A 25,433-nucleotide genomic window follows, 5' to 3' on the forward strand; every position below is an offset into this window, starting at 1 on the left:
GCTTTGTTTTGGTAAAGATATGTAATTGTAAAGTGATGTTTAGGGCGTAAGCACCTGATAGTCAGGTTTCAAATGGTTTTTTCGGTGTTGTTTTCAGTGTAACTCCCTGCGGGATACTGGTGAAATTGAAGTAGAAAACTACGAACGATTGCCATTTGAATCAGATCGCGAATCAGGTCTGTTTACACCCCGGGGTTAAGGAATCTTTAAAACTTTGAAAGTGTATGAACAAGTGGGTAAAATGCTTTATATTTGCGTGCAACTAAATTAGAAGTTGCATATGAAAGCACACGATGCCAAAATTGTAGGTGAAGGCTTAACTTACGATGACGTACTCCTCGTTCCGAATTACTCGGAAGTACTTCCCAGGGAGGTCAACATTCAGACCAAGTTTACAAGAAACATTACGATCAACGTTCCTATTGTTGCCGCCGCTATGGATACGGTTACAGAGAGTGACATGGCTATTGCCATGGCCAGAGAAGGTGGTATCGGGGTGTTGCATAAGAATATGACCATAGAGCAGCAGGCCTTTCATGTTCGAAAGGTAAAAAGAGCTGAGAGTGGTATGATCATCGATCCGGTTACCTTGCCTATGACTGCAAAGGTGAAGGACGCGAAGAACAGTATGAAGGAGCACAGTATCGGGGGTATTCCGATCGTAGATGATTCCGGCTTTCTTAAAGGGATCGTGACCAACCGTGACCTTCGATTTGAAAAGAACAATTCCCGTCCTATCGTGGAGGTGATGACCAGTGAAAATCTGGTGACTGCTGCCGAAGGTACTTCGCTGGCTGATGCCGAAGATATCCTTCAGGAAAACAAGATCGAGAAGCTGCCTGTGGTGGCTAAGGACAATAAACTTATCGGTCTTATAACCTTCAGAGATATCACCAAGCTTACCCAAAAGCCTATTGCCAACAAGGATCAGTACGGACGGTTAAGAGTGGCAGCTGCCTTAGGTGTTACTGCAGATGCCGTACAACGGGCGGAAGCCCTGGTAAACGCCGGGGTAGATGCCGTGGTTATTGATACAGCACACGGGCATACCAAAGGCGTGGTTACCATATTAAAAGAAGTGAAGAAGAGTTTTCCTGACCTCGATGTGGTAGTGGGTAATATTGCGACACCGGAAGCGGCTAAGTACCTGGTTGAAGCCGGAGCTGATGCTGTGAAAGTCGGTATCGGACCCGGATCTATCTGTACCACCCGGGTTGTTGCAGGGGTTGGGTTCCCTCAATTTTCAGCAGTGCTGGAGGTGGCCCAGGCCATTAAAGGAAGTGGGGTGCCGGTCATTGCTGACGGAGGTATACGCTATACCGGAGATATACCCAAAGCTATTGCTGCGGGAGCCGATACGGTGATGCTGGGGTCGCTCCTGGCAGGAACCAAGGAATCTCCGGGAGAAACCATTATTTTCGACGGACGTAAGTATAAGTCATATCGCGGTATGGGGTCTGTGGAGGCCATGACCAAAGGAAGTAAAGACCGTTATTTCCAGGATGTGGAAGATGACCTTAAAAAACTGGTGCCGGAAGGTATCGTAGGACGCGTTCCTTACAAAGGAGAACTGGTAGAAAGTATGCATCAGTTTATCGGAGGCTTGAGAGCCGGTATGGGATATTGCGGAGCAAAAGATATCAACGATCTGAAAGAGAACGGACGTTTTGTGAAGATCACAGCAAGTGGTATTAACGAAAGCCATCCTCACGATGTGACCATTACCAAGGAAGCACCGAACTACAGCCGATAAACCGGTATCGTATATAAATAGCTTAAACACCCCGTTATTGGGGTGTTTTTTTTATGTCTTAACATTGCGTTTAACTTTTTTAATCATTTTTTAAACAAAATAATTCGATATAACCCATTGAAATTCATAGCTTTACACAAATAAAAATTATGAAATCAATGAAAAAATTATTCAAAACACTGATGCTCCCTTTAGTTTTAACCGTATTGGTACCCTTGTCTGTAAATGCTCAGCATGAAGATGCCGGGACTGAGGAGAGCGCAGCTTCTGCGACCGTAGTGGGAGTGGCTGCCAGCAATGCCGATTTTTCGACCCTGGTAACTGCTGTACAAGCCGCTGAATTAGCGGAAACACTTAGTGGAGAAGGGCCATTTACAGTATTTGCACCTACCAATGATGCCTTTGGTAAACTACCGGAAGGAACTGTAGAAAGTTTGGTGCAGCCGGAAAACAAAGAGCAATTAACTTCTATTTTAACCTATCATGTGGTGGCAGGAGAATATAATGCCGAAGCTGTTATCAATGCTATTAACTCTTCTGGAGGATCGTTTATGATCCAAACCGTTCAGGGAGGAGAGTTGACCGCCAGCCTGGAAGATGGGAAGGTAATTCTAACCGACGCCCAGGGTAACAGATCAACAGTGGTGATGACTGACGTGGAAGCATCAAACGGAATTATTCATGTTATTGATACCGTGGTGATGCCATAATTCTCAAGACATTTTAAAAAGAAAACCATCCGCCCGGATGGTTTTTTTATGCTCTGACGGCACGGTGGGGTCGCAGGCGATCTCTTACCAGCTCCAGGTGTTTGTCTGCAGCGATCAGGTAGGCCACCGCATGTGCCTCATTGATGGCTTCATGCCCGGTATCGCACTCCGTTAATTTTTCGAGCTCACAGAACTCCCGAAGATGTATTTGGTGGTGTTGAGCGGTATGGAGGCCTGATGGCCCCCTGAAATCCCAGATAAATTTAATGCGTTTCATTGGTTACGGGTATTCCTGTTTCCATATAGTGTTTAAAATCGAGCATATATCTTAGGCTTTGTGCCTTGAAGGCTCCCGGTCTGACCAGGCCTATAAACTTCATGAAGATACTGTTGAATTTGAATTCTGAAACAGTGGTCCAGCGGATGCCCTTATCGGTCTTTGTAAAATAATTTTCCTGAATGTTCATGATGCCCTGGCTTTGGTAGGTCATATGAATTTCTTCCGGAAGGTTTACCTTGGTGATGGTTTCTGTCAATTCCATTTTTCGGTTGCCAAAACGGTATTTCAATATACTTGTAGTACCTTCTTTTCCAGCCCGGCCCTTAACAGGGGTAATGCTGATGAATCCTCGTTGCCAGTATTTCATATTGTCGGGATCCAGCATGATCTCCAGCACATCAATGGCCGGTTTCTCAATATCAACATGGAGTTCATACTTCATAGGTGAGGGAGATTGATTTACAGTGATTTGAATGTACAAAAAAATCGAGCCTGCTCATTTACAGAAGCGTTATTTTAGGTGAAAGGTTCACTTGTATTGTTTACCTTAATTGTTATTTTTGCCCGGATACACCTCTACTATGAAAACATATCGGAAATACAGCATTGGTTTTTCCTTTTTCCTGGGATTGTCGCTAATCACAGGGTGCACTTATATGAATTCTGCCGAGGCAGAGGGTGCGGTGGCCCGCGTGGGAGAGAACTATTTGCTTGAAGATGAGGTGAACAACTCTTTGGGGAATGGCCTCACGGCGGAAGACAGTGCTATAGTTTCGGCAAATTACATCAACGAATGGGCAAAAGATCAGTTGTTGTTCGAACGCGCCCGTATCAATATCTCTGAAGAAAAGCAACAGGAATTTGAGCAACTGGTATCAAAATACCGGGCCGATCTCTATATCAATGCCTATAAAGAAGCCCTGGTGAATCAGAGTATGGATACGGTAGTTGGACCCGGGGAGCTTGAAGAATACTATGAGAATAACAAGCAGAACTTTCGTTTGAACGAAGACCTTTTGAGGTTGCGATATATCAGTTTACCGAAAGACTTTACCGGTCTTGAGGAGATCCGTGAGGCCTTCAGGAGGTTTGAGGAGGAAGATGTTAACAGATTGCGCGAAACCGCCCTGAAGTTTAAGTTTTATTCCTTAAATGACTCCTCGTGGGTAAGAACGGCAGAGGTGGTTAAAAAGATCCCGATGATCACTCCTGAGAACAAGGATCAATATTTAAAAAAATCACAATTCTTTGAGCTTTCCGATTCTTTAGGGGTATATTTGGTCACCGTGAAAGAGGTGTTAAAGCGTACAGAAACACCACCTTTAGACTATGTTGAACCCGCCATTAAGAAGATTCTGCTGAACAAACGAAAACTCGAATATATCCGTAAGCTGGAGCAGGAGCTTTTGGAGGAGGCAACACGTGATAACGAATTTGAACTATTAAAATAATGATGTTGTAACCCTGCCTTGAAACAGGGTTTACAGCGTGAATAATAACCTATGAAAAGAACAATTATTGCTACCGGTTTGGCCCTTTTGGTAAACGCTTTTACGTATGCCCAGGAGTCTGATTCTTTGGCCATGGCCGGAGACTATCAGGGAATGACAGCAGATGCTGATACCGTTCAGGTGAAGAAGGAACGAAAAAAGATCGATGGTGTAGCGGCAGTAGTGGGTGATTTTGTGATCCTGGAGTCTGATATCGAGAAGCAGTATATCGATATGGAATTACAGGGGGTAGATGTAAACAGTATTTCCCGTTGTGAAGTTTTAGGAAACCAGATGGAGAACAAGCTGTATACCCACCAGGCTATACAGGATAGTGTGGTTGTTGAAGATGGGGAGGTATACTCTTATGTAGACAACCAAATGTCGCAGCTTACCGGGCAGTTGGGAAGCATGGAAAAGGTGTTGAAATTCTATAACAAGGATTCAGAAAAGGATCTGCGCGATGAGCTTTTTGAGATCATCAAGAATGCCCAGCTTTCCATGAGAATGCAGGGTAAGGTAGTAGAAGAGGTAGAGATCACTCCTGAGGAGGTTCGCGAGTGGTATGATGCCCTTCCTGAAGATGACCGTCCTTATTTTGGTGATGAGGTTGAGATCGCACAGATCGTTAAGCAGCCGGAACCATCAGAAGCAGAGGTGCAAAAGGTCATTGATCGTTTGAAGAATATTAAAAGAGATGTTGAGGAGAATGGCTCGAGCTTTGCTATTAAGCAAACCTTGTACTCAGAAGATCCCGGGAAGGTACAGAACGGCGGGGTATACTCCATCAAAAAAAGTTCTCCCTTCGTGCAAGAATTTAAAGACGTAGCCTTCAGCTTGAAACCGGGACAGATCTCCAAACCGTTTAAAACCCAGTTCGGATATCACATTATCTACCTGGAGAAGGTAAGAGGGCAGGAGCGCGATGTACGTCACATTCTGTTGATCCCTGAGGTATCTGATGAAGACCTGAGAGAAGCACGTGAAGAATTGGAGAAGATCCGGGAAAAGATCATCCAGGGCGAGTTCACTTTTGAACAAGCAGCTCAGAATTTCTCTGACCAGAAGGAAACGAAATTTGACGGAGGAGTTTTGAGAAACCCTCAGGATATGAGTACCCGATTTGAACTGACTAAAATGGATCCTGTGCTATACAGCCAGGTGAGTCCGCTGGAAGGGAATACCATTTCTATGCCTATCCTCGGGGAAACAGAAACAGGGGGGTCTTACTACAAGATCATTAAGGTCAACCAGCGTTTCAAAGCCCACCAGGCTGATTATATTCAGGACTACGTAAAGATCAAGGAGCTGGCTTTAAAAGAAAAGCAATTGAACCAGATCAAAGAATGGATGGACGAAAAGATAAAAGATACGTATATTAGTATTAGTCCTTCCTACCAGGGCTGTAATTTTAGCAATAACTGGTTGAAAAAGTAATTCCCTATGTCAGACGTAATAGCTGCTCAGCATCTTGTAGAGAAACACCAGGCTCTTAAGAAAGAGATCGCCCGTGTTATAATCGGGCAGGAAAAGGTGATCGACGAGATCCTGCTGGCTATTTACTCCGGAGGTCACGCCCTTTTGATAGGGGTACCCGGACTGGCAAAAACCCTGATGGTCAATACCATCGCCAAGGCCCTGGGCCTTGAGTTCAAACGTATACAATTTACACCCGATCTGATGCCCAGTGATATTCTGGGTAGTGAGATTCTGGATCGGGACCGGCAATTCAAATTTATCAAAGGGCCGGTGTTTGCCAATATCATTCTGGCAGATGAGATCAACCGAACCCCTCCCAAGACCCAATCGGCCCTGCTGGAAGCCATGCAGGAAAGAGCAGTAACGGTAGCGGGTGAGCATTATAAGCTAGACCTCCCGTACTTCGTTCTGGCCACCCAGAATCCCATTGAGCAGGAAGGTACCTATCCGCTTCCTGAAGCCCAGCTTGACAGGTTTATGTTCGCCATAGAGCTTGATTACCCATCGTACGAAGAGGAGGTAGCCGTGGTAAAGGCCACCACTGCCGATAAGGAATACAGGATAAACCCGTTATTTAAGGCCAATGAGATCGTTGAGATTCAACATCTGGTGCGGAGAATACCTGTGTCTGATAATGTGGTGGAATACGCAGTGGGGCTGGTAGGAAAAACACGACCCAACAGCGATAAGGCTCCTGAGATGGTCAGTACCTATGTTGATTGGGGAGCCGGACCAAGAGCTTCTCAGAATCTGATTCTTGCTGCCAAGGCTATGGCCCTGATCAAAGGGAAATACGCTCCCGATATTGCCGAAGTAAAAGAGGTGGCCCTGGGAATTCTAAGACACCGGGTGCTGAAAAACTACAAAGCTGAGGCCGAAGGTATTTCTGTAGAGCAGATCATCAATTCACTTCTTTGATTATAAGGCCCGATTTTTAAGAATATATTATTTCTGCCTTCTAAAAATTATCAAGTTTTAAACTATCGGAATAAAACTACAAGGTTTCTTGAAGTTTGTTCAATGTTATCTCGAATACTTTAAATATCCTTCTGTTTTTTGTATTTTCGCAACACTTGAAAAATAATTAAAATACAGAATATGGCATTTGATATTGATATGATCAAGAAGGTGTATGCTTCTATGCCGGAACGTGTTGATAAAGCACGTAAGCTTACAGGGAAGCCGCTGACCTTATCAGAAAAGATACTCTACACCCACCTCTGGGATGGTACGCCGGAGAAGGTATACCAGAGAGGAAAGGATTACGTGGAATTTTCTCCGGACAGGATCGCCTGTCAGGATGCGACGGCTCAGATGGCCTTATTGCAGTTTATGCATGCCGGAAAGCCTAAAGTGGCAGTACCTACTACCGTACACTGTGATCACCTGATCCAGGCAAAAGTTGGAGCCGATGCAGATTTGAAGCGTGCCAACGAGACCAGTAATGAGGTGTTTGATTTTCTGGAATCAGTATCAAATAAATATGGCATTGGTTTCTGGAAACCGGGTGCAGGGATTATTCACCAGGTAGTTTTGGAAAACTATGCATTTCCCGGAGGGATGATGATCGGTACCGATTCTCATACCGTAAACGCCGGTGGACTCGGAATGGTAGCCATTGGAGTTGGTGGTGCTGATGCGGTAGACGTAATGGCAGGGATGCCATGGGAGCTGAAGTTTCCGAAACTGATCGGGGTAAAACTAACCGGAAAGCTTTCCGGATGGACCGCTCCAAAAGACGTGATCCTGAAAGTTGCCGGTATTCTTACCGTTAAAGGTGGTACAGGTGCTATCGTTGAATATTTCGGAGAAGGTGCTACCTCTATGTCTTGTACCGGAAAAGGAACCATCTGTAACATGGGAGCTGAGGTAGGTGCTACTACTTCTACCTTTGGTTATGATGAGTCTATGGACCGTTACCTGCGCTCAACAGGAAGAGCTGATGTGGCAGATGCTGCTAATGAAGTAAAAGATTACCTGACCGCAGACCCTGAGGTGTATGCTAATCCTGAGCAGTATTTTGACCAGGTGATAGAGATCAACCTCGATGAGCTGGAGCCACACCTGAACGGGCCTTTTACTCCGGACCTTGCTACCCCTATTTCTAAAATGGGAGAGGCCGCCAAAGAGAATGACTGGCCATTAAAAGTTGAGTACGGACTTATTGGATCTTGTACCAACTCTTCTTATGAAGATATTTCAAGAGCAGCTTCCCTGGCCAAGCAGGTAGCCGACAAAAAGCTGAAAACGAAATCGAACTTTACGATCACACCCGGCTCAGAGCAGGTAAGATATACCATTGAAAGAGATGGGTTTATTGATACCTTCAACAATATCGGGGCCACGGTATTTGCCAATGCGTGTGGGCCATGTATCGGAATGTGGGATCGTTATGGGGGTGATGCTTCAGAGCAGGACAGAAACACCATCGTTCACTCATTCAACCGTAACTTTGCAAAGCGTGCCGACGGAAACCCTAATACCCTTGCTTTTGTAGGGTCTCCGGAGCTGGTAACCGCCATCGCAATTTCCGGTCGACTTGACTTTAACCCGATAACCGACACCCTTATCAATGAAGATGGAGAAGAGGTGAAGCTTGATGAGCCAAGAGGGTATGAATTGCCGCCGGAAGGATTTGCTGTAGAAGATGCCGGGTATATTGCCCCTGCAGAAGATGGCAGCGGAGTACAGGTAGTTGTTTCAGAAGAATCTGAAAGACTTCAATTGCTGGCGCCGTTCAAGCCCTGGGATGGTAAGAATATTACCGGAGCTAAATTATTGATCAAAGCAGAAGGAAAGTGTACCACTGACCATATCTCTATGGCAGGACCATGGTTGCGTTTCCGCGGACACCTGGATAACATCGCGAATAACACCCTGATCGGAGCAGTAAATGCATTTAACGGGAAGACAAACTTTGTTAAGAATCAACTTACCGGAGAGTATGGCGGGGTTCCGGATACACAGCGTGTTTACAAGGAAAAAGGAATTCCAACCATCGTAGTGGGAGACCATAACTACGGGGAAGGTTCTTCAAGAGAGCACGCTGCCATGCAGCCACGTCACCTGGGCGTACGCGCTGTATTGGTGAAGTCTTTTGCACGTATTCACGAGACGAACCTGAAAAAGCAGGGAATGCTTGCGTTGACCTTCGATAACGAAAATGATTACGATAAGATACAGGAAGATGATACTATTAACTTCATCGATCTGGAATCTTTCGCACCCGATACTCCGCTAACCCTGGAGTTGGTTCACGCTGATGGATCAACAGATACCATCAAAGTAAACCATACCTATAATGACGGGCAGATCGCCTGGTTCAAGGCCGGTTCGGCGCTGAACCTGATCAAGGCTCAGAATGCTTAATGGTATTCGGAATAGATAAATTCTTAAAAAGCCTCTTCTGCAGAAGAGGCTTTTTTTATGGAATAACTCTCGTTTCCTAACCTGTACTCCTATGCTCGATTGCTCCCCTTCCTACGGCAGGCAATTTTACTTCTTAATTAAAGCTCCGCGAAGTCTGTGACTTTGTGGAACTATTGTTCTGGTCTCCTGACCAGGGTCAATCTGATTTTACAGGTCAGGAGGCATGACTTTCAGAGTAGCTAATTCCGGGTATTCATAATACTCCGAAGTCGCAGACTTCGGAGAGCATTAGGTACATCATCCTCCTCCACAAGGGATCAAATTTCATAACCTGCCGCTGACGCAATGCTTAAATAGAATCAGACGTGAAGGAATAGACTACCCCTTCCGGTTGTACCTTCGGTACATCCACCTTCCCCTGAGAGGGAGGGCCGAGCGTTTAAAAAAAACAGCCAGCGGCTGTTTTTAGCGAAGGAGCCAGATGGCGCGCTGGAGTTTTGCAGAGCAAAACCGGATGGGGTCGTTTTATTTTACCATGAAAGCCATGTGAATCGTCATCCCACTTCACAAGAAATTAAATTTCAAACACCCTGTCTGCCGAAAGGCAGGCTCGAAAGGACACTTCCTGGAGAGACCTCCACCTTAAGGAGAAGTTAAGGCTTCTGATGAGAACATATAAAAGTGTATTTTCGCTGTGCGGATAATTAATTTTTCATGAAGAAACTTGACAGGAAACAAATTTCCAACCTTCTGTTCTTAGTGGTAATGGGTGTGTTATTATTTACTCCCCTGGGCACCCCGGTTAAGGTGTTTATTCACCGGTTGATAGCATTCTCACCTTCGGTTGAATCTGTGGAGGAAACAGAGCGATTGTCTGATTATGAATGGATCCTGGAAGACATGTCGGGACAAAGAGCCTATTTTGGTGATATGAAGGGACAGGTCGTCGTGATCAATTTCTGGGCCACCTGGTGTCCTCCCTGTATTGCAGAAATGCCATCTTTACAGGAATTATATACTGAATACGGCGACAGGGCGACCTTTATGTTCGTAAGCCAGGAGGATAAGGCAACCATCAAAAAGTTTTTGGTAAAACGAGGTTTTGACCTTCCGGTATATAATCCGTTGAGTAAGATCCCGGAGAAATTATATTCGCAAAGTGTGCCGGCTACCTACATCATAGACCGCGATGGAGGTATAAGGGTATCAAAGGTTGGGGTAGCCGACTGGAATTCCGACACGGTGCGCTCGCTCCTGGATGATCTTATTAATGCCCGGTAAATTTTATGAACCAGATCTCCACATTAACCATTTTCAGGTACTCGGGCTACAAGCAACGGTTGTGGGCATTCTGGATGATGCAATTTGCACATAAACACCTGAAAAAGGTTTCCGGATGTGAGTTCTATAAACTCATGGGAAGTGGTCGGGAAGGATTTGATCCGAGGCCCGACTGGTCTACCTATGCCTTGCTCCAGGTTTGGGAGGAGGAGGCAGCGGCAGATGCCTTTTTTGAAAAAGCTTCGCTGGTAAAACGATACCGGGAGAAGACAGATGAAATGGCAATTATTTATCTCAAAAGTATAAAGTCTCATGGCTCCTGGTCAGGAGGGAATCCCTTTCGCAAACACCCTGATCCGGATCCTCAAAATTCAATGGTGGCCGTTATTACCAGGGCAACGATCAAGAAGAAATTCCTGCGCAGGTTCTGGAGGTATGTGCCCCGATCGCAACAACCGCTTCAGGATGCCGGTGGATTACTGTATACCAAGGGCATTGGTGAATGGCCGGTAACACAAATGGCTACCTTTAGTATTTGGGAGTCTGAAGACGACCTGAAGAACTTTGCCTATCATAGTGAGGAGCATCGAAAAGCCATTCAGTACACCCGCGAGTTTGGATGGTATCGAGAAGAGCTCTTCTCCCGTTTTCAACCCTATCGCTTTGAAGGCAGCCTGAATGGTCAAACTTTTGAATTTTAAAAAGCTTTTTCTAGTATAACCCTAGGTAAAAGACCATAAAAAACAGGAACTGTACCAGGTAAAGGTTCCACGAATAAGCGTAGTTGCCTTTTATTTTAAGGTAGTGAAAGCTAAACTGCATGAACAGCGCAAGTATCCCCCAGCAGATATAATTGTACAGGGGTGCAACGCCTCCCTGGAATTCCCAGAAATCGAACCCGGGGGCTACTCCTTCCAGTAACAGATCTAATAAAAGCATGAGGCCTACGCCCGCAATGATCCGGCTCCATAACCCAGGTAGCCAGCGGCTGGCCATGGTTCCTGTAATAAAGGTTAACAAGGCCCAATTGATGCCTATGGTTACAGGAACGCCCAACACCTTCCAGCCAAGGTTGTCTCCGTAACTGTAATCTCCGAAAAGGATGCCGGTTTGTACTCCAATGATCTCAGCCGTCATGCCTGCCAGGAAGAAAGAAAAGAAAGCCAGGATCTCCTTAGGTTTGGATATAGGGTACACCCAAACCAGCAGCAGAAAACATGCGACCAGATTTAAGGGGGTCTTCGGAATGAACCATGTGGTCTCTCCGGTAATAACGATGCCGGCAACGGCAGAGACGTGAAACAGCCATACCAGGAAAATGGCCAGGATCACCCTGAATGAAATGCCTCTATGGTTGTTTTTGATGTTCATGACGGATTAGCTACCAGGTCACCCACGATCTGTGCAGACAACAGGCATAAAGGAATGCCTCCGCCGGGATGTACACTGCCTCCACAAAAATACAGGTTTCTGATGCGTCTGCTGAAATTAGGATGCCTTAAAAAGGCTGCGAATTGATTATTGCTGGCCGCCCCATAGAGGGCACCCCTGTATGAGCTGGTATTGGATTCAATACCCCGGGGATCCAGTATGTATTCGGCCTGAATATGGCTGCTAATGTCAACACCAAGGGCATTCTTTATTTTTTTAAGGATGGCCTTTTTTGCTTTTTCAAGGAGTTCGGGCCAGTCTTGCTGGTAATTTCCGGGGGCATTGATCATAACAAACCAGTTTTCGTGTCCTTCAGGAGCATCAGAAGGCTCATCTTTGGAGGTGATGTTGATGTATACCGTAGGATCGGTGTAAATGTCTTTTTTTGAAAATATGTATTCGAACTCTTCCCGGTAGTTATTTGAAAATAAAATATTATGCAGGTCCAGTTCTTTGAAGGTTTTGTTGATGCCCCAGTAAAAAATGAGGGCAGAGCTGGAGCGTTCCTGTTGTAATGTTTTTTCAGGGGCCGGTTCCTTGGGCAGTAATTGACGATAGGTAGGCATCACATCCATATTAGATACCACCACATCAGCATCGATCTCCTTGTTTCCGATAGAAATTCCGGTAGCTTGCTTAGAACTCACCTTGATCGAGGAGACCTTTTGGTTAAAATGAAATTTAACGCCTACCTCCAGGGCAAGGCGATATAAACTCTGGCTGATCTCATGCATACCGCCATGGGGTAAATAGGTGCCGTAATGCATTTCCAAATGCGGGATCATTGACATGATACCCGGGGTGATGTAGGGCGAACTCCCGTTATAGGTTGCGTAACGATTAAAAAGTTGGACGAGTTTAGGGTTGTCAAAATATTTCTCGTTTACACTATTCAGAGAACGGCTCAAGTCAAGATGACGCAGGGCAGAGAGCGCTTTCAGGGTATCGGCAGAAAGATAGGTGTTTATTTTATGCAGGGAACGCTCGAGAAAGAGGGGTGCAGTAAGATCGTATTTCTTCTTGCTGTTTTCCAGGTATCTCAGTATATCCTGTTCTGATTCTCTGAAGGTTTCAGCAGCCTGCTTCGCAAATGCTGCAGGTTGTGCGAGGGCCGTAAAGCGTGTTCCGTCGTCCCAGAAATAGTTACAGATAACCGCTTTCTGTTTATAGCGAAAATGATCTTCAGGGGTCTTGTTGAACAGGGTGAATAATTCGTCAACCAGGTGAGGCATGGTAAACAAAGAAGGCCCCAGGTCAAAGCGGTAGTCGTCTAATTGAATTGCGTGAAGTTTTCCGCCGGGATAGGGGTTTGCCTCGTAAACGGTTACATCGTACCCCTTTTTACGCAGCCTAAGGGCTGCAGCTAAACCGCCTATTCCAGCACCTATAACAAGGGCTGTGGCCATGTACTAATTACTTTTGAAATACTTCAATGGAGGAAATAACATCCCGAAACACTCACTGTCATCTTTGCCCAGGTGTTTGTGATGCATTTTATGAGCTCTTCTGATACCCTTGGCATACCAATTATTAGCTTTTCTAAACATTTTAAAACGCTGGTGAATAAAGATATCATGTACCAGGAAGTACGCTGCTCCATAGGCCATGATCCCAAATCCGATAGGCCATCCGTACCAGAACTCAGTATTTGCAGCGGTCATGATAAAGCTCATGCTCACTACAGCATAGAACAGAAAAAAGGCATCATTACGCTCGAACCAGGAATCGTGATCTTTTCTGTGATGGTCCTTATGGAGTACCCATAAAAAACCGTGCATGATGTACTTATGGGTAAACCATGCCATGAATTCCATAAAACTAAAGGTACCTAAGAAGATAAAGATCCAGAGAGCGATTTGCATAACTAATACGTTTTATAATGTATTGAAGCGGTAATTTACGTAGGAGCGTGCCAACAATCCAAATTTTTGATAGTTGGGTACGCGAATTCTTTTGTTCTTGATCTCCAGGGGCGGGGTGTTTTTAAGTTTCTTAAGTAGTTTGCTGTAATACTTGAATGCTGTATATACCCCGAACCTGGCTTCAACAGGCAGCTTTGCGATGCCTTCGAGTCCTTTGGTAAAATCAGCATCGATCTCATTGATGATGCGCGTTTTACTGGCCTCATCAAGCTGATCAAAATTCGTATTCGGGAAATAGGTGCGTTCCAATTCATCATAATCGGCCTTCAGGTCTCTGAGGAAATTCACCTTTTGGAAAGCAGAGCCCAATGCCATAGCGGCATCCTTGAGTTCAGCATATTTTGCCTTATCTGCATTTACAAATACCTGCAGACACATCAGTCCTACCACATCTGCAGATCCGTAGATATACTGTCTGTATTCTTCTTCTGTTTTGTAAACCTTTTTGGTAAGGTCCATGCGCATGCTGGTCATAAAGGCGTCGATCAGGTCACGATCAATATCGTATTGGTGCACGGTGGCCTGGAAGGAATTGAGTATAGGATTTAAACTAATGCGATCTTTAAGAGCATTATTCAGGTCTTCTTCAAACCGGTCAAACAGGGTTTCTTTATCGTAGTCATGAAAGGTGTCAACGATCTCATCGGCAAAACGCACAAAACCATATATGTTGTATATATCCTGCCTGATAGAAGGGGCCAGCATTTTTACAGCCAAAGAAAATGACGTGCTGTAGGAGGTGGTCACGATCTTGCTGCACCTGTAAGAAATGTGGTCAAAGATAGTTTTCATTAGTTTAAGAGTGTTTTTGTATAAGTTCAGCAACTAGTTTCCCTGAGATCAGGGAAGGGGGCACACCGGGACCCGGTACGGTTAACTGTCCGGTGAAGTATAAATGATCTACTTTTTTACTTTTCAGTTTTGGTCGCAGGAAGGCCGTTTGCAATAGCGTATTAGCCATTCCATAGGCATTTCCCTGGTAGGAATTGTATGCTTCCACAAAATCGTTCACACAAAAGCTTTCCTTAAATATAACATTATTCTTCACAGATTGTTGCGTAAGCATCTCAAAACGAGACATGATGATGTCAAAGTACTGCTCTCGTAATTGGGGGGTGTCTTCGAGTCCCGGAGCCAGGGGAATTAAAAATATTCCTGCTTCCTTGCCTTCCGGAGCTACATTGGTATCTGTGAGTGACGGGAAGCTGGCGTAGAATAATGGCTTTTCCGGCCATTTCGGATCGTCGTAAATAGCCCTGGCATGATCGTCGAATTCCACATCAAAAAACAAGGTATGGTGGGCTACATTTTCGAGTTTTTTATCAAATCCAACATAAAATAAAAGAGAGGAGGGAGCAAAGGTGCGTGACTCCCAATATTTTTCACTGTACCCACGGTATTCCTTGTCAAGGAGTGTTTCGGAGTGATGATAGTCGGCACCACTTAAAACAATATCTGCATAGATATGATCTTCTCCTGAGCGTATTCCTTTAGCAATACCTTTGTCTACCAGGATCTTATCTGCAGGCGCCGAGGTATGAATTTGAACACCTAATTCTTCAGCCAGGGCAGTCATAGCTTCAACAACGCTGTACATCCCGTTTTCAGGATGCCATGTTCCCAGACCGAAATCGGCAAAATTCATGAAATTGTAAAAAGCCGGGGTGTCTGAGGCCTTGGCCCCTAAAAAGAGAACGGGAAATTCGAGTATCTGAGCCAGACGCTTGTTCGAGAATTCTTTACGGACCTCTTTTTTGATATTACTCATAAAGGCCCCTAATTTGGTTACTGTTTTCGGGGTAACCAATTCAAGGGGAGAAACTCCCGGCCTGTAAACAAGGTCTTTTATGGCAATGTTGTAGTTCTCTTCAGCCTCCCCAATAAATTTCTTCAATTTTTGACCACAGCCCGGTTCTTCAGCCTCAAAGGTGTCACAAATCTTCTCAAGGGTGTCGGCAATAGAAATGTAATCGTTCTTACCGAAGTAAACATTATAAGCCGGGTTTAGTTTTGTTAAGCGGTAGTAATCTGATGGTTTTTTATTAAAATCATTGAAAAAACTCTCAAAAACATCGGGCATCCAATACCAGGTAGGGCCAATGTCGAAAGTAAAGCCATCTTTTTTTAATTGCCTCGCGCGACCACCTACCTGTTTGTTCTTTTCATAAATATGAACTTCATAGCCCGCCTTGGCAAGATAACAGGATGCCGAGAGCGATGAAAAGCCCGATCCAATGATAATTACTTTTTTGCTCATGAATATAACCCGGAGTTGAGTGTGTTTTAATGTTTACAGGGATTCTGTTACTTCTTCAATAGAATGAAAGGTAGAAACGTCTTTATAGTTGTAGGTGCTTACAAGTCCTTTTACCTGTTGACCAAGGATCCAAAGTTTGCAATCACCGTTTTTGTTCACTTTGGTTTGGAATTCATCCAAATAAGACTCAACCTCCTCGGCAGGTGGAGCTACCGTAAAATAGGAGAGGTAGATGATGTTGTCGTAATACCGTTGTATGTCGGGCAGACTGGTAACAGGAATGGTTTGCCCCAGATAGATAACTCTATAACCGCGAAGCACGATCTCGTAATTCAGGTACAACAAGCCTATCTCGTGAATTTCATTATCCGGCAGATACAGCACAAAAGTGTGGTCTGTTTTTGTAGGTTCTGCCAGCTGCAGCTTTTCAATATTCAGCAGGATCTTTTGTTTGATCAAGGCCGTTACAAAATGCTCATGAGCCGGCGAGATGGTGTCCGTTTGCCACAACAGCCCCAGTTCATTGAGTAAGGGCAGAAAGATCTCATAAAAAATCTCCCGAAAAGAACGATCACCCAACAGACTGTTGTAGGTGTTCAAGAAAAGGGACTGATCAAAATTGATCATGGCCAGCTTGAACGCATTGATGGCCTTATTCTTTACGCTGTTTTCACTAACGATCTCACGAACTACAATGGGCAGCTCATCTTCCGGGATCTTGGCGATCCTGGAAATCTTATAACCATTATTATACAGGAGAGTTATGTTGAGTAGTTTTTGTAGGCTTTTTAAAGAGTAGTATCTGATGTTCGTATCGGTACGATTGGGCGACAAGAGGTTGTATCGCTTTTCCCAGATACGAATGGTGTGGGCCTTTATTCCGGAAAGGTTTTCAAGGTCCTTGATGCTAAAATTAACTTTTACGTTGTTCATCAATTTAAAACAATCTTTAAACAAAAATAGATAATTATGGCGGGAAAGCAAGCTGTGGAAACTATAAAATTCTCACAAAAAATGCGTTTTGGGCCGATTCTGTTATTTCTGAAGGCCGGTGATAGGAGGTAATTCTAAAAAAATGAGGATATTTGCGCCGAAATTGAGAAGAATCGAACCTGGAAAAATTTTTCACCTAACATGGAAAAGATCTTAATAACCGGCGCAGGTGGTCAGTTGGGAACAGAGCTCACAGAGGCGCTTGCAGAACGTTTTGGAAATGAAGCTGTTGTTGCTTCAGACATCAATGAAAAAGCAGCTTCAAGATTCAATTGTACGTTTGAAGTACTTGATGTTCTCGATAAAGACCGGATGGCTCACCTGATAGATACCCATGGCATCACCCAGATCTATCACCTGGCGGCCATTCTATCGGCAGCCGGTGAAAAGAACCCGTTGTTTACCTGGGATCTGAATATGAAGAGTTTGTTGAACGTTTTAGAGCTGGCCAAAGACAAAGCATTGAACAAGGTGTATTGGCCCTCATCTATTGCAGTATTCGGTCCGAATACCCCCATGAAAAATACCCCTCAACATTGTGTAATGGACCCGACCACCGTTTATGGAATATCCAAGCTGGCAGGAGAGCGTTGGTGCGAATATTACAACAAGGTATATGGAGTGGATGTTCGCAGTATTCGCTACCCGGGATTGATCAGCTATAAGGCTGCTCCGGGAGGCGGCACCACAGATTATGCAGTAGAGATCTATCATGCAGCTTTGAAGGGTGAGGAGTTTTCGTGTTTCCTGAGTAAAGACACCTACCTGCCTATGATGTATATGCCTGATGCTATCAAGGCTACCTTAGACCTTATGGAAGCTCCGGCCGAAAAGATAAAGGTACGTTCTTCGTATAACGTAGGGGCCCTGACCTTTTCACCTGAGGAGATCTTTGAAAGTATTCAGAAAGAAGTTCCGGACTTCCGTATTTCATATGATCCTGATTTCAGACAAAAGATCGCCGACAGCTGGCCGGATAGTATAGATGATACCGAGGCTCGATTGCATTGGGGATGGACGCCGGATTTCGACCTGGAATCAATGACAAAAGATATATTGGAAAATCTTGTGGTTGAAAAATAACAAGGAATATCAAGATAATGGAAAAATGGGGGTCAGGTTGGCCTCCATTTTTTTTGAATACAGCCCAAGGATGGTTAATTTTAAGAGTTGACCACCAATAAGTTACATGTCGTGAGGTTTTCTACGTTTTTAATAGTAATAGTGATGCTGTTTGCCTGTAAACAAGAAGGTGAAAAGGATGCGGGCAATCTGCCCGTTCAGGAGGATGTTGTGACTCCGGATAAAACATCGGTAGGTAAAACCGATACTAATTATGATCCGGCTACCGTAAATGATGCGCTGGCTGCTGAGGTGGCGGTAAAGCTGCAGGAGCTGTTTAGCAAAGAGCTGGAGATCATGACCTCAGACGACAGGAGCTTCCGAATGTATGCCCTCAATATGGATCAGGATACTCATGAAGAAGTATTTGTGCTGTTCTCGTCGCCTTATTTCTGTGGGAGTGCCGGCTGTAATCTCCTGTTACTGGATGACGACCTGAGGGTAATCACCAGGTTTACGGTGACCAGACCCCCAATATCCATTGAACCCACGTATACCAATGACTGGCGTGATATCTCTATTTACAGTGAAGACTCCTGGCGTGCGATGACTTTTAACGGACAAAGTTATCCTTCTAATCCATCGGTAGCCCCGATACTGGCTTCCGGATCACCGAGTCAAATTGGGGTGCTCATCTTTTCTAATGAAGCCTCTGCCTTGCCCGCCAAGGGGTATGGGTTCTAGGTTATGCAGTCCTGCCTGCCGGCAGGCAGGTATACCGTTATGCGGTTAAATTTAATTGTCTTCGCGAACCCTGTAAGACAGGGTGTGGCGATCTCCCGAATCTTCCTCAATGCCATCTTAAAAAAAGGATAATTTGGGTATGAAAATTTTAAAAAATAACGGGCTCCTTCCCCTGGTCAGGGAGGGCTGAGCGTATAAAAATGGTTCTGTGAACCATTTTAGCGATAGGGCCTGATGGCGCAGGGGAATGCGCCTATGTAAGAGGGGAAGGGGTTGAATGATAGTACAACCTGAATCAACCCGCCCCGTCTCAGGGTTTCACCCTGATCCACCCCTCCCTGTCCAGGGTGGGGAGCCACATTTACTTTTGACCTTAGTAAAATCCGTCAGAGGGTAGCCCTGAGAGGCAGGGGTGCCAGGTTATTCACTCGGATGGTACTCCGGGTTTAAGAACAAATAGGTTTCGTTTTCTATTTTCACCGTTATCACATCCTCAGATATTTGCTCCAGTAAAGCAGCGTTATCTTTGATATCGAGTTCTTTGTAAAAAAGGATACTTTGTGACTGCTCATTAATTTTTTTAGAGCCCCATAGTTTTCCCCGGGAAAGATCTCCGAATTTGCCGGAGGTAACAGTGATGGGAAGATCTCTCAGGGGAATATTTGAAACAGGATGGTCATTCGATATAAGTACAATTAAAACCCTTCTGTAGTTGCGGTACTCTCTAAAGTAACCGGGCATGATATTGATCTGTTGGTTGGAAGGATATTTCAGATGGTAGTAATCTCCCTGGGTCTTGATGAATTGATCCTTTTCATTGAAAAACAAATAAGGTAGTATGTGGAAGTAGCTTTGTTTGTAGTTTTCAGAATACGCTGCAATTCCTTTGGCGTTCAATACAGACAAGGGGATCTCTTCCTTTATTTCCGGGGATCGGGAATTCCGGCTGCCGGAACAGGAGAGAAGGCATAACAGAAAAAGTCCGTAACCAAAATATTTCATTTCAATTGTTTTTAACCTGAAATCATTAGAATTTTTGGGTGGCATTAATCGAATAGCCGTTCTTCTTGACGACTAACTTCTTTCAACACTGCAGCGGTTTCAGGGTGTATGTTGCCGGTAAATTTTAATTGGGTGGCATCACTTCCTGTTAAGAATGTGTAGAACACACAGGCGTTTAAAAATGCACCATTTTCATTGGGGTGATAGGTGTCTTCATATAGCTCTATGTCCGGGTGGTTTTTGATGACGGTATAAAATTTTGAGCCGTGGTCAGTTCGTGCAATGCCGGTTTCAGAGGCAGTACTTTGATAGGCCTTGTTAAGAACAGCCAGTTCATCCTCTAAACTATGAAGTACGGGAGAGCAATTCTTTTTTCCTTGTTCCGGTGGTCCCGGATAGGCAGAATGACAATATTGCTTGGGATAGGTGTTTTTATGCGGCCAGGTATTAAAGATCACAAATTTACAATTCGGGTTGGTGGCCAGAATCTTCACTTTTTCAATGGCTTCATTAACCACGTCTTTTCGATTTTCGGGAATAAGCAGGCCCACACCTCCGGTCTGCATGATGATGATGTCCCAGTCTTGTTGTAGGATCACTTTCTCAGTTTGGGTGACCTCTCCTTCAACCTTAGGGAAGGTACTGATACTGTTTTCTGTTTGTGACACGATGATCTGATCCAGGTGACCTGATAGCTGCATCCCGGGAAAGGTACTCTGTGCTATTTTAAAATGGGGATGGGTTTCATTGAGCATCTGCTGCACTTGTAGTGGCATATCGTGGTAGTAGGTAAGACTGTTACCAATAAAAAGTACATCAACCTGTTGTTTTGGATCTTCCTGGGAAAAGGAAAAAATGCTGAAGATCAACATCAGAAAGCATGGCAGATATTTCATTACAAACCAGTGTTGGAGAGCTTTTGAAATGGTTAATGCCGTAAAGAGGGATAACCGTTACCTGCTTATCGGTACCAGACAAAAGCTTTGATTAGATGATTAAAATACAGAAAATATTCTAATATCTGTAAGCTATTATTCAGCTTTATGATGAGATGCAGATATACTCCGGATGCCTTTAACCATCAACTGCTCCCTGAAGCATTTTTCTTGTTCTATTATGGTAGCATCTGTACAAACCTCAAAATACCGACGGCTTTAATAAAGCGACTTATATTTTCCGGGCCTATACAGCCTTCTTATATTCTTTCTTGTAGTATAACAGTCCGCTGAACCACAAGAAAACCAGAAAGCTCAGGGTCCAAAGCAGTTTTTCTGAAGTCTTTATGTTTTTATTCCTCCACAGATCTGACAGGCCTAATATTGTGTAGACGATCAACAGAACAAAGGCCAGGTCAAGTACGAGGGGAGCTCCGGCCCAATGGAGTACCTTCATGACAGAGGCAAGCAGGGTAAGTAGTAAACTCAGCAGTAGGGTGGGAAGGAAATATTTCATCAGTGTAAGGGGTTAATCCATGGAATTAATTTCGGGTGATTATGTTCTTAAGTTTATGTCTGTCAATACCTCCACCGGCCTGGGCAATGTCGTAAAAACCATTTTCTGACGGATTGAAAGCAGCTTTCTGAATGGCTTCCATCATTAATGGTTCAAATAAGTTCTTAACTCTTAGATACCTGAAGATAAAGGTAACATCTGAGTTAGACTTCTTTTTTATGAGATCTAGTTTGTTGTTTAAGAATTGATCCCTGGTTTCCAGGATTAGTTTTTTGTAATGTTTTTGGGAGATGTTTTTATAATTAACGCTGGTGTCCTTCTCATTCAGGGCATAAGGTGATAGATCGAGTATTAAAAAACCGATCTCCCGCAGTTTCCGGAGGAAATCTTCTTTAGACACAAGAGTAGTATTGCTAGCCACCTCCAGGTCACTTTTATAAAAGAACTGGGTAAGTTTTGTTTCAGGGTTATAGATGTAGTTTTTCTTTTCTCCCCACAACGGGGCTTCTGAAAACATTACATACTTCACTTGCTTGATTTCATCGAATTGATCATGCCAAAAATCTTCAATGCCAGTATAGGCATTTTTTAAATATGCCCAATCTTTATCCAGTTGCTCCTTAATACCCTTTTCAGAGTATATTGTTTCCAGAGGTTTTCTTAGATGATCTGAGTTCATGTATTTTTTGATTATGGCGGTAAGCGAAATGGGAAAATCGAAGTTATAGAAGTAGTTGTTCACCTTTCGAGATGAGGTGAAGAATTTAATCTAGATCATTTTTATTCTGCCTTCTCAGCTCTCTAATATCCCCGCAATCAGGGATTTGTATTCCTGCACGTCGGTTTTATATTTCTTCTCCAGTCTAAGCCATAGTAAAACACCTGTAACTAAGAATACAGATCCCAGAACGATTCTGGCTACATGGTCGTTACCTGCTGTAAATGCTGTGATCAGAATGGCCAATCCGATGGAGAGATCGGTAAGCACCACCAACCTCCATAAAAGATGTTTCCTGAAAGAAATGCTAACCTCCGTTTCTTCTTTGTGTTCAGGCGCTTCCATATGGCCCTGAACGACAAGACTGTTGGCGTAGAACAAATACCAGGGGTACATGATACGTTTTCTGATATTGAATTTCCCGCTGTTACTTTTTTTGAATACAAAACTGTTTGCTTCTCCCAGGGAGGCTTCCAGCTTTTTGCTGATCTCTTCAGGACGGCTGTTGCTATTAAAATTCCATGTTATCATAATTGCCATTTCAGGTTATTCGGGCCGGGGTTGCGACCGCATAGTTTTTGGTTCCCTTCAGATGGGGAATATAGCGAAAATAGTTTTTATTAGGTCAGAATATAATTGTAACAAGAAGGAACTGCTCATGAAATTAAAAATGAATAGGATCATTTTTTTTATAACTATGATCTTCAGAGTGGATTTATAACCCGTAGTTTCAATAGGTGTTTAAATGTTTTTATGCGACTTTTTTATTGGGAAGAAGCTTCTTATAGGTAAAACATCTCCAGATCCATTCCAGTGGCCCGTATTGAAAAAAGCGCAGCCAGATCTTACTCCCCATGACCTGAAAACCAAACACCAGGAGGGCCGTAAGGAAGGTTTGATGCGGACTCATTGTTTCATAAAGGCTGAATCCGACGGAAGAGAATAGGATGAGTCCGATAAAACTTTGCATGATGTAGTTGGTCAGTGCCATTCTTCCGGCATATTTGAGGGGAGATAAAATTTTCCTCCACGGGGTATACTGCCAGAGCCAGCCGAGGAGCCAGAGGTAGAACAAACCCATGACCACATCTGACAGCACCATGAGTTTCACAAATAAGGTCCTTGCGATTGCCATTTGATAGATGTCCAGCTTGGTAAAAACAAACAGGAACAATACCCTGTAGATGTTGGTGATGACCGTTATGAGTATTATCGGCTTTTTGATCCTTTCGATAAAAGCCTCGATATTTTGATGGATTCTGTTTTTACCCAGGTAGAGTCCGAGTAGGAACATGGAGAGGGCCACGGGGGCCAGAAAGCCGAACAGCATGGGGATATTGGAAAGGTACTCCAGTATTCTTAGTTTGACACCCTCGGCATAGCTGCCGTTCCTGATCACCTCGTTGACCGATGCGCCGGTGTGATCGCTTAAATAAACCTCAGGCTGAAAATTTAAGAGGGTAAGCAGCTGCTCGAAGATCGTGTCATAGAAGGGGAAGAGCAATACCAGTAACGAGAGGGAAAGAATCAGGGTATTCGATCTTTTAATAAATACGGTGGTTAAAAGTCCAAGCAGGGCATAAAGATGCAACACATCTCCCGACCATAACAAAAGAATATGAAGGATTCCAAACAGGAATAAAATGAACATTCTCCGGGCAAAGAAAGAGAACGAAAGGGTATTTTTCTCATACCACTTCAACGCCTGCATAGAAATGCCTAAACCGAAAAGCAGGGAGAAAATGGGGAAGAACTTGGTGTAGAAGAAGAGCTGTAAGATCCTTTCCGATAGTTGATCAACAGGGGAGGTCCATTGTTGTGCAAATTCATCCTGGTTCAGAAAGGTCGAATTCATGATCACAATGTTGACCACGAAAATCCCGAGAATGGCAAAACCCCGATAGACGTCCAGTAATTCAATTCTTTTGGTGGTTCCGGTAGGTTTGTTGTCCACTTGAAGGCTCTGTTAATAGTTATGGGTTTCCCCAACTTTTAATCCAATGTTATGACATTTAAGGTGGATTATTCAGAGAATAAATTAAAAAATTGTTCTATATCCTTGATGTCTTTTAGTCCTAAGATCCAGCATATCTCTGAAGTATCAGAGAAATCCATTCCACCGGCCGAGATGGCTTCGTTATGATATCTTCCCTCTTTACCATTATAGCGGTTAGAGAGTGCAATGGCCAATTCCCATATTTTGATCAATCGGGGATTATTGACCTTGTCTTTCCAATTCGTGAATTTCGGAGACCGGAATCCTGGTGAGCCGTTTCCAACGCCATTGCCATCGGGTATTTTAATATAATCAGTGTTTGTTTTTACATACGCTAAACTTGCCGGGGAAGTAACTTCCTCATTCCAATCGCTGTGTTGTACAATGTGAATTCTCTTGGAAAGATCTACCTCAGGCATGTCGGCCTGGAGTGCTTGAACCAATTGGGCAGAGAAGTCCGATTGCCCGGCTTCGGCGATCCATAGATCACCCTGGTCTTCAAGGACCCCTTTGGCTAAAGTTTTAACCCGGTTGATAGCCTTGGATATATCTTCATGCGCATCAGACCAGTGGTCTCCAAAGGCGAGGCTGAACAGATCATTGGGTGGTACATACAATCCGTCCTGTATGCCATAGGCCCCCGCCACGGCATGATATTTTACCTTCTGAAATTTAACATCAGCTAATAACGTAGCAAAAGCAGCTACCGACTGAAGGTCATCCACATCGGTTTTACAGTCGTAGTTGGCCAATAAGAGATCCTTTTCAGGATCAAAGCTGCCCTGTGGTAAAGAGTTGATGTTCTGGGCATTATTAAAAAGGGCTGATAATAAAAGGAGTATAGATAGTTTGATTTTCATTTTTTTTCAAGAGTCTTTCGGGTACTGCATGAAGCACTAATCAAGGTGGGTTTTTCGTGGATGGTTTTTCTAAGCTAAGAAAATATCATAAATAAAGTAGGGTTTAAACATAAGATTTGCCCACCTATTTTGTCGTTTTTTTTTTTGAAAGGTTCCCCTGGTTTCTAATGATCATCGATGACAGATACGACCAAAACCGTCCCTTCAATGAGTAGTTCTGGTAGAATTGCCTTATTGCGTTGTGTCCAGTATGTTCTTGCTCTGCGTGTGGTTTGTTCTAATTGTAATTTAAATACCCTTTCATTGGGGTTGCTCAGATCAATACCTGGAGGCAATAGATCGCCACACATTTCGATCGCGGTACCGGTTTTAACGATGCAACGATGGATCACTCCATTGGGAATATAATCTTCTTTAAAACGTTGAGCGACTTCCAACGTCGGCCAGGCAAAAATGGAATCCAGTCTACTGGAAAACTCGGGGTTTATCAATTGTCTTTCATTTTCAGATAAAGACCACTTATTCATCTGGTTATTTGAGTAAATTAGAGCATACCTTAGATACCCTAATACCAATCGAATAATGCGTTTCAACTCTTTTTACCTAAAGGTGTTTTCTACCATTATTTTAATAC

Annotated in this window: 26 protein-coding genes; 10 read left to right on the top strand and 16 right to left on the bottom strand. The window is 44.0% G+C overall.

The features are described from left to right. Positions 1–280 precede the first annotated feature (280 nt). Together guaB and E7Z59_RS14780 are read left to right on the top strand one after the other, a co-directional pair. Positions 281–1,753 (top strand): IMP dehydrogenase, encoded by a 1,473-nt coding sequence (gene guaB, locus E7Z59_RS14775; protein ID WP_136337125.1) that lies wholly within the window; start codon positions 281–283, stop codon positions 1,751–1,753. Between the two features lie 158 nt (positions 1,754–1,911). Next, the gene (locus E7Z59_RS14780) at positions 1,912–2,463 is read left to right on the top strand and encodes a fasciclin domain-containing protein (RefSeq protein WP_136337126.1); all 552 of its coding nucleotides are present in this window, start codon (positions 1,912–1,914) and stop codon (positions 2,461–2,463) included. A gap of 46 nt (positions 2,464–2,509) precedes the next feature. Here the strand turns inward: E7Z59_RS14780 and E7Z59_RS14785 are convergent, their stop codons facing one another. Then, positions 2,510–2,740, bottom strand: coding sequence for a hypothetical protein (locus tag E7Z59_RS14785; protein WP_136337127.1), 231 nt, complete (start codon positions 2,738–2,740; stop codon positions 2,510–2,512). After that, complete coding sequence (locus E7Z59_RS14790; protein ID WP_136337128.1) at positions 2,727–3,185, bottom strand: SRPBCC family protein; 459 nt, start codon at positions 3,183–3,185, stop codon at positions 2,727–2,729. Before E7Z59_RS14790 ends, E7Z59_RS14785 begins: the two co-directional genes overlap by 14 nt. 139 nt (positions 3,186–3,324) lie before the next feature. Here E7Z59_RS14790 and E7Z59_RS14795 point away from each other — a divergent pair, with 139 nt between their 5' ends. The 6 genes from E7Z59_RS14795 (at position 3,325) to E7Z59_RS14820 (ending at position 11,063) form a co-directional block, all read left to right on the top strand. Then, positions 3,325–4,194, top strand: a complete 870-nt coding sequence (locus tag E7Z59_RS14795; RefSeq protein WP_136337129.1) for a peptidyl-prolyl cis-trans isomerase — start codon at positions 3,325–3,327, stop codon at positions 4,192–4,194. Between the two features lie 51 nt (positions 4,195–4,245). Then, positions 4,246–5,670, top strand: coding sequence for a peptidylprolyl isomerase (locus E7Z59_RS14800; RefSeq protein WP_136337130.1), 1,425 nt, complete (start codon positions 4,246–4,248; stop codon positions 5,668–5,670). Between the two features lie 6 nt (positions 5,671–5,676). Further along, positions 5,677–6,630, top strand: a complete 954-nt coding sequence (locus E7Z59_RS14805) for an AAA family ATPase (protein WP_136337131.1) — start codon at positions 5,677–5,679, stop codon at positions 6,628–6,630. A 180-nt stretch (positions 6,631–6,810) separates the two neighbouring features. Further along, entirely contained in the window at positions 6,811–9,081 is a 2,271-nt protein-coding gene (locus tag E7Z59_RS14810; RefSeq protein ID WP_136337132.1) for an aconitate hydratase, read from the top strand. A 714-nt stretch (positions 9,082–9,795) separates the two neighbouring features. Continuing rightward, positions 9,796–10,362 carry a TlpA family protein disulfide reductase gene (locus tag E7Z59_RS14815; RefSeq protein ID WP_136337133.1) on the top strand — a complete coding sequence of 189 codons (567 nt, stop codon included), beginning with the start codon at positions 9,796–9,798 and terminating at the stop codon, positions 10,360–10,362. 5 nt (positions 10,363–10,367) lie between these two features. Beyond that, the gene (locus tag E7Z59_RS14820) at positions 10,368–11,063 is read left to right on the top strand and encodes a DUF3291 domain-containing protein (protein ID WP_136337134.1); all 696 of its coding nucleotides are present in this window, start codon (positions 10,368–10,370) and stop codon (positions 11,061–11,063) included. A gap of 10 nt (positions 11,064–11,073) precedes the next feature. Here E7Z59_RS14820 and E7Z59_RS14825 read toward each other — a convergent pair whose 3' ends face one another. Genes E7Z59_RS14825 through E7Z59_RS14850 form a run of 6 tightly spaced genes read right to left on the bottom strand, consistent with a single transcriptional unit; the run spans position 11,074 to position 16,905 of the window. Then, positions 11,074–11,733, bottom strand: coding sequence for a carotenoid biosynthesis protein (locus E7Z59_RS14825; RefSeq protein ID WP_136337135.1), 660 nt, complete (start codon positions 11,731–11,733; stop codon positions 11,074–11,076). Then, positions 11,730–13,199, bottom strand: coding sequence for a 1-hydroxycarotenoid 3,4-desaturase CrtD (gene crtD, locus E7Z59_RS14830; RefSeq protein ID WP_136337136.1), 1,470 nt, complete (start codon positions 13,197–13,199; stop codon positions 11,730–11,732). The genes E7Z59_RS14825 and crtD overlap by 4 nt, the downstream gene beginning before the upstream one ends. 3 nt (positions 13,200–13,202) lie before the next feature. Then, a complete protein-coding gene (locus E7Z59_RS14835; protein ID WP_136337137.1) occupies positions 13,203–13,655 on the bottom strand; it encodes a sterol desaturase family protein in 453 nt (150 codons plus the stop codon). Between the two features lie 12 nt (positions 13,656–13,667). Beyond that, positions 13,668–14,507: a phytoene/squalene synthase family protein gene (locus E7Z59_RS14840; RefSeq protein WP_136337138.1), complete on the bottom strand. Its 840-nt coding sequence runs from the start codon at positions 14,505–14,507 to the stop codon at positions 13,668–13,670. Between the two features lie 4 nt (positions 14,508–14,511). Then, a complete protein-coding gene (locus E7Z59_RS14845; RefSeq protein ID WP_136337139.1) occupies positions 14,512–15,972 on the bottom strand; it encodes a phytoene desaturase family protein in 1,461 nt (486 codons plus the stop codon). A gap of 33 nt (positions 15,973–16,005) precedes the next feature. Further along, entirely contained in the window at positions 16,006–16,905 is a 900-nt protein-coding gene (locus E7Z59_RS14850) for a MerR family transcriptional regulator (RefSeq protein ID WP_136337140.1), read from the bottom strand. 201 nt (positions 16,906–17,106) lie between these two features. On the opposite strand from E7Z59_RS14850, the gene E7Z59_RS14855 reads away from it, so the two are divergent. Both E7Z59_RS14855 and E7Z59_RS14860 read left to right on the top strand, forming a co-directional pair. After that, the gene (locus tag E7Z59_RS14855; RefSeq protein WP_136337141.1) at positions 17,107–18,048 is read left to right on the top strand and encodes an NAD-dependent epimerase/dehydratase family protein; all 942 of its coding nucleotides are present in this window, start codon (positions 17,107–17,109) and stop codon (positions 18,046–18,048) included. Positions 18,049–18,192: 144 nt separating this feature from the next. Then, positions 18,193–18,771: a hypothetical protein gene (locus E7Z59_RS14860; RefSeq protein ID WP_136337142.1), complete on the top strand. Its 579-nt coding sequence runs from the start codon at positions 18,193–18,195 to the stop codon at positions 18,769–18,771. 420 nt (positions 18,772–19,191) lie between these two features. On the opposite strand, the gene E7Z59_RS14865 is transcribed toward E7Z59_RS14860, so the two are convergent. The 8 genes from E7Z59_RS14865 to E7Z59_RS14900 form a co-directional block, all read right to left on the bottom strand. After that, positions 19,192–19,773 carry a hypothetical protein gene (locus E7Z59_RS14865; RefSeq protein WP_136337143.1) on the bottom strand — a complete coding sequence of 194 codons (582 nt, stop codon included), beginning with the start codon at positions 19,771–19,773 and terminating at the stop codon, positions 19,192–19,194. Between the two features lie 44 nt (positions 19,774–19,817). Continuing rightward, complete coding sequence (locus E7Z59_RS14870; protein WP_136337144.1) at positions 19,818–20,669, bottom strand: DUF4886 domain-containing protein; 852 nt, start codon at positions 20,667–20,669, stop codon at positions 19,818–19,820. A 286-nt stretch (positions 20,670–20,955) separates the two neighbouring features. Next, positions 20,956–21,225, bottom strand: coding sequence for a hypothetical protein (locus E7Z59_RS14875; protein WP_136337145.1), 270 nt, complete (start codon positions 21,223–21,225; stop codon positions 20,956–20,958). Positions 21,226–21,250: 25 nt separating this feature from the next. Further along, the gene (locus E7Z59_RS14880; RefSeq protein ID WP_136337146.1) at positions 21,251–21,904 is read right to left on the bottom strand and encodes a hypothetical protein; all 654 of its coding nucleotides are present in this window, start codon (positions 21,902–21,904) and stop codon (positions 21,251–21,253) included. 114 nt (positions 21,905–22,018) lie between these two features. Next, positions 22,019–22,474 (bottom strand): DUF423 domain-containing protein, encoded by a 456-nt coding sequence (locus tag E7Z59_RS14885; protein WP_136337147.1) that lies wholly within the window; start codon positions 22,472–22,474, stop codon positions 22,019–22,021. A 220-nt stretch (positions 22,475–22,694) separates the two neighbouring features. Further along, the gene (locus tag E7Z59_RS14890) at positions 22,695–23,897 is read right to left on the bottom strand and encodes a DUF418 domain-containing protein (RefSeq protein WP_136337148.1); all 1,203 of its coding nucleotides are present in this window, start codon (positions 23,895–23,897) and stop codon (positions 22,695–22,697) included. Between the two features lie 68 nt (positions 23,898–23,965). Next, positions 23,966–24,799 (bottom strand): hypothetical protein, encoded by an 834-nt coding sequence (locus tag E7Z59_RS14895; protein ID WP_136337149.1) that lies wholly within the window; start codon positions 24,797–24,799, stop codon positions 23,966–23,968. A gap of 164 nt (positions 24,800–24,963) precedes the next feature. After that, on the bottom strand, positions 24,964–25,290 hold the full coding sequence (locus E7Z59_RS14900; RefSeq protein WP_136337150.1) for a hypothetical protein: 327 nt from the start codon (positions 25,288–25,290) through the stop codon (positions 24,964–24,966). Positions 25,291–25,433: the final 143 nt, after the last annotated feature.

This window comes from Robertkochia marina (assembly GCF_004799345.1).
GTDB classification, from domain to species: Bacteria; Bacteroidota; Bacteroidia; order Flavobacteriales; family Flavobacteriaceae; genus Robertkochia; species Robertkochia marina.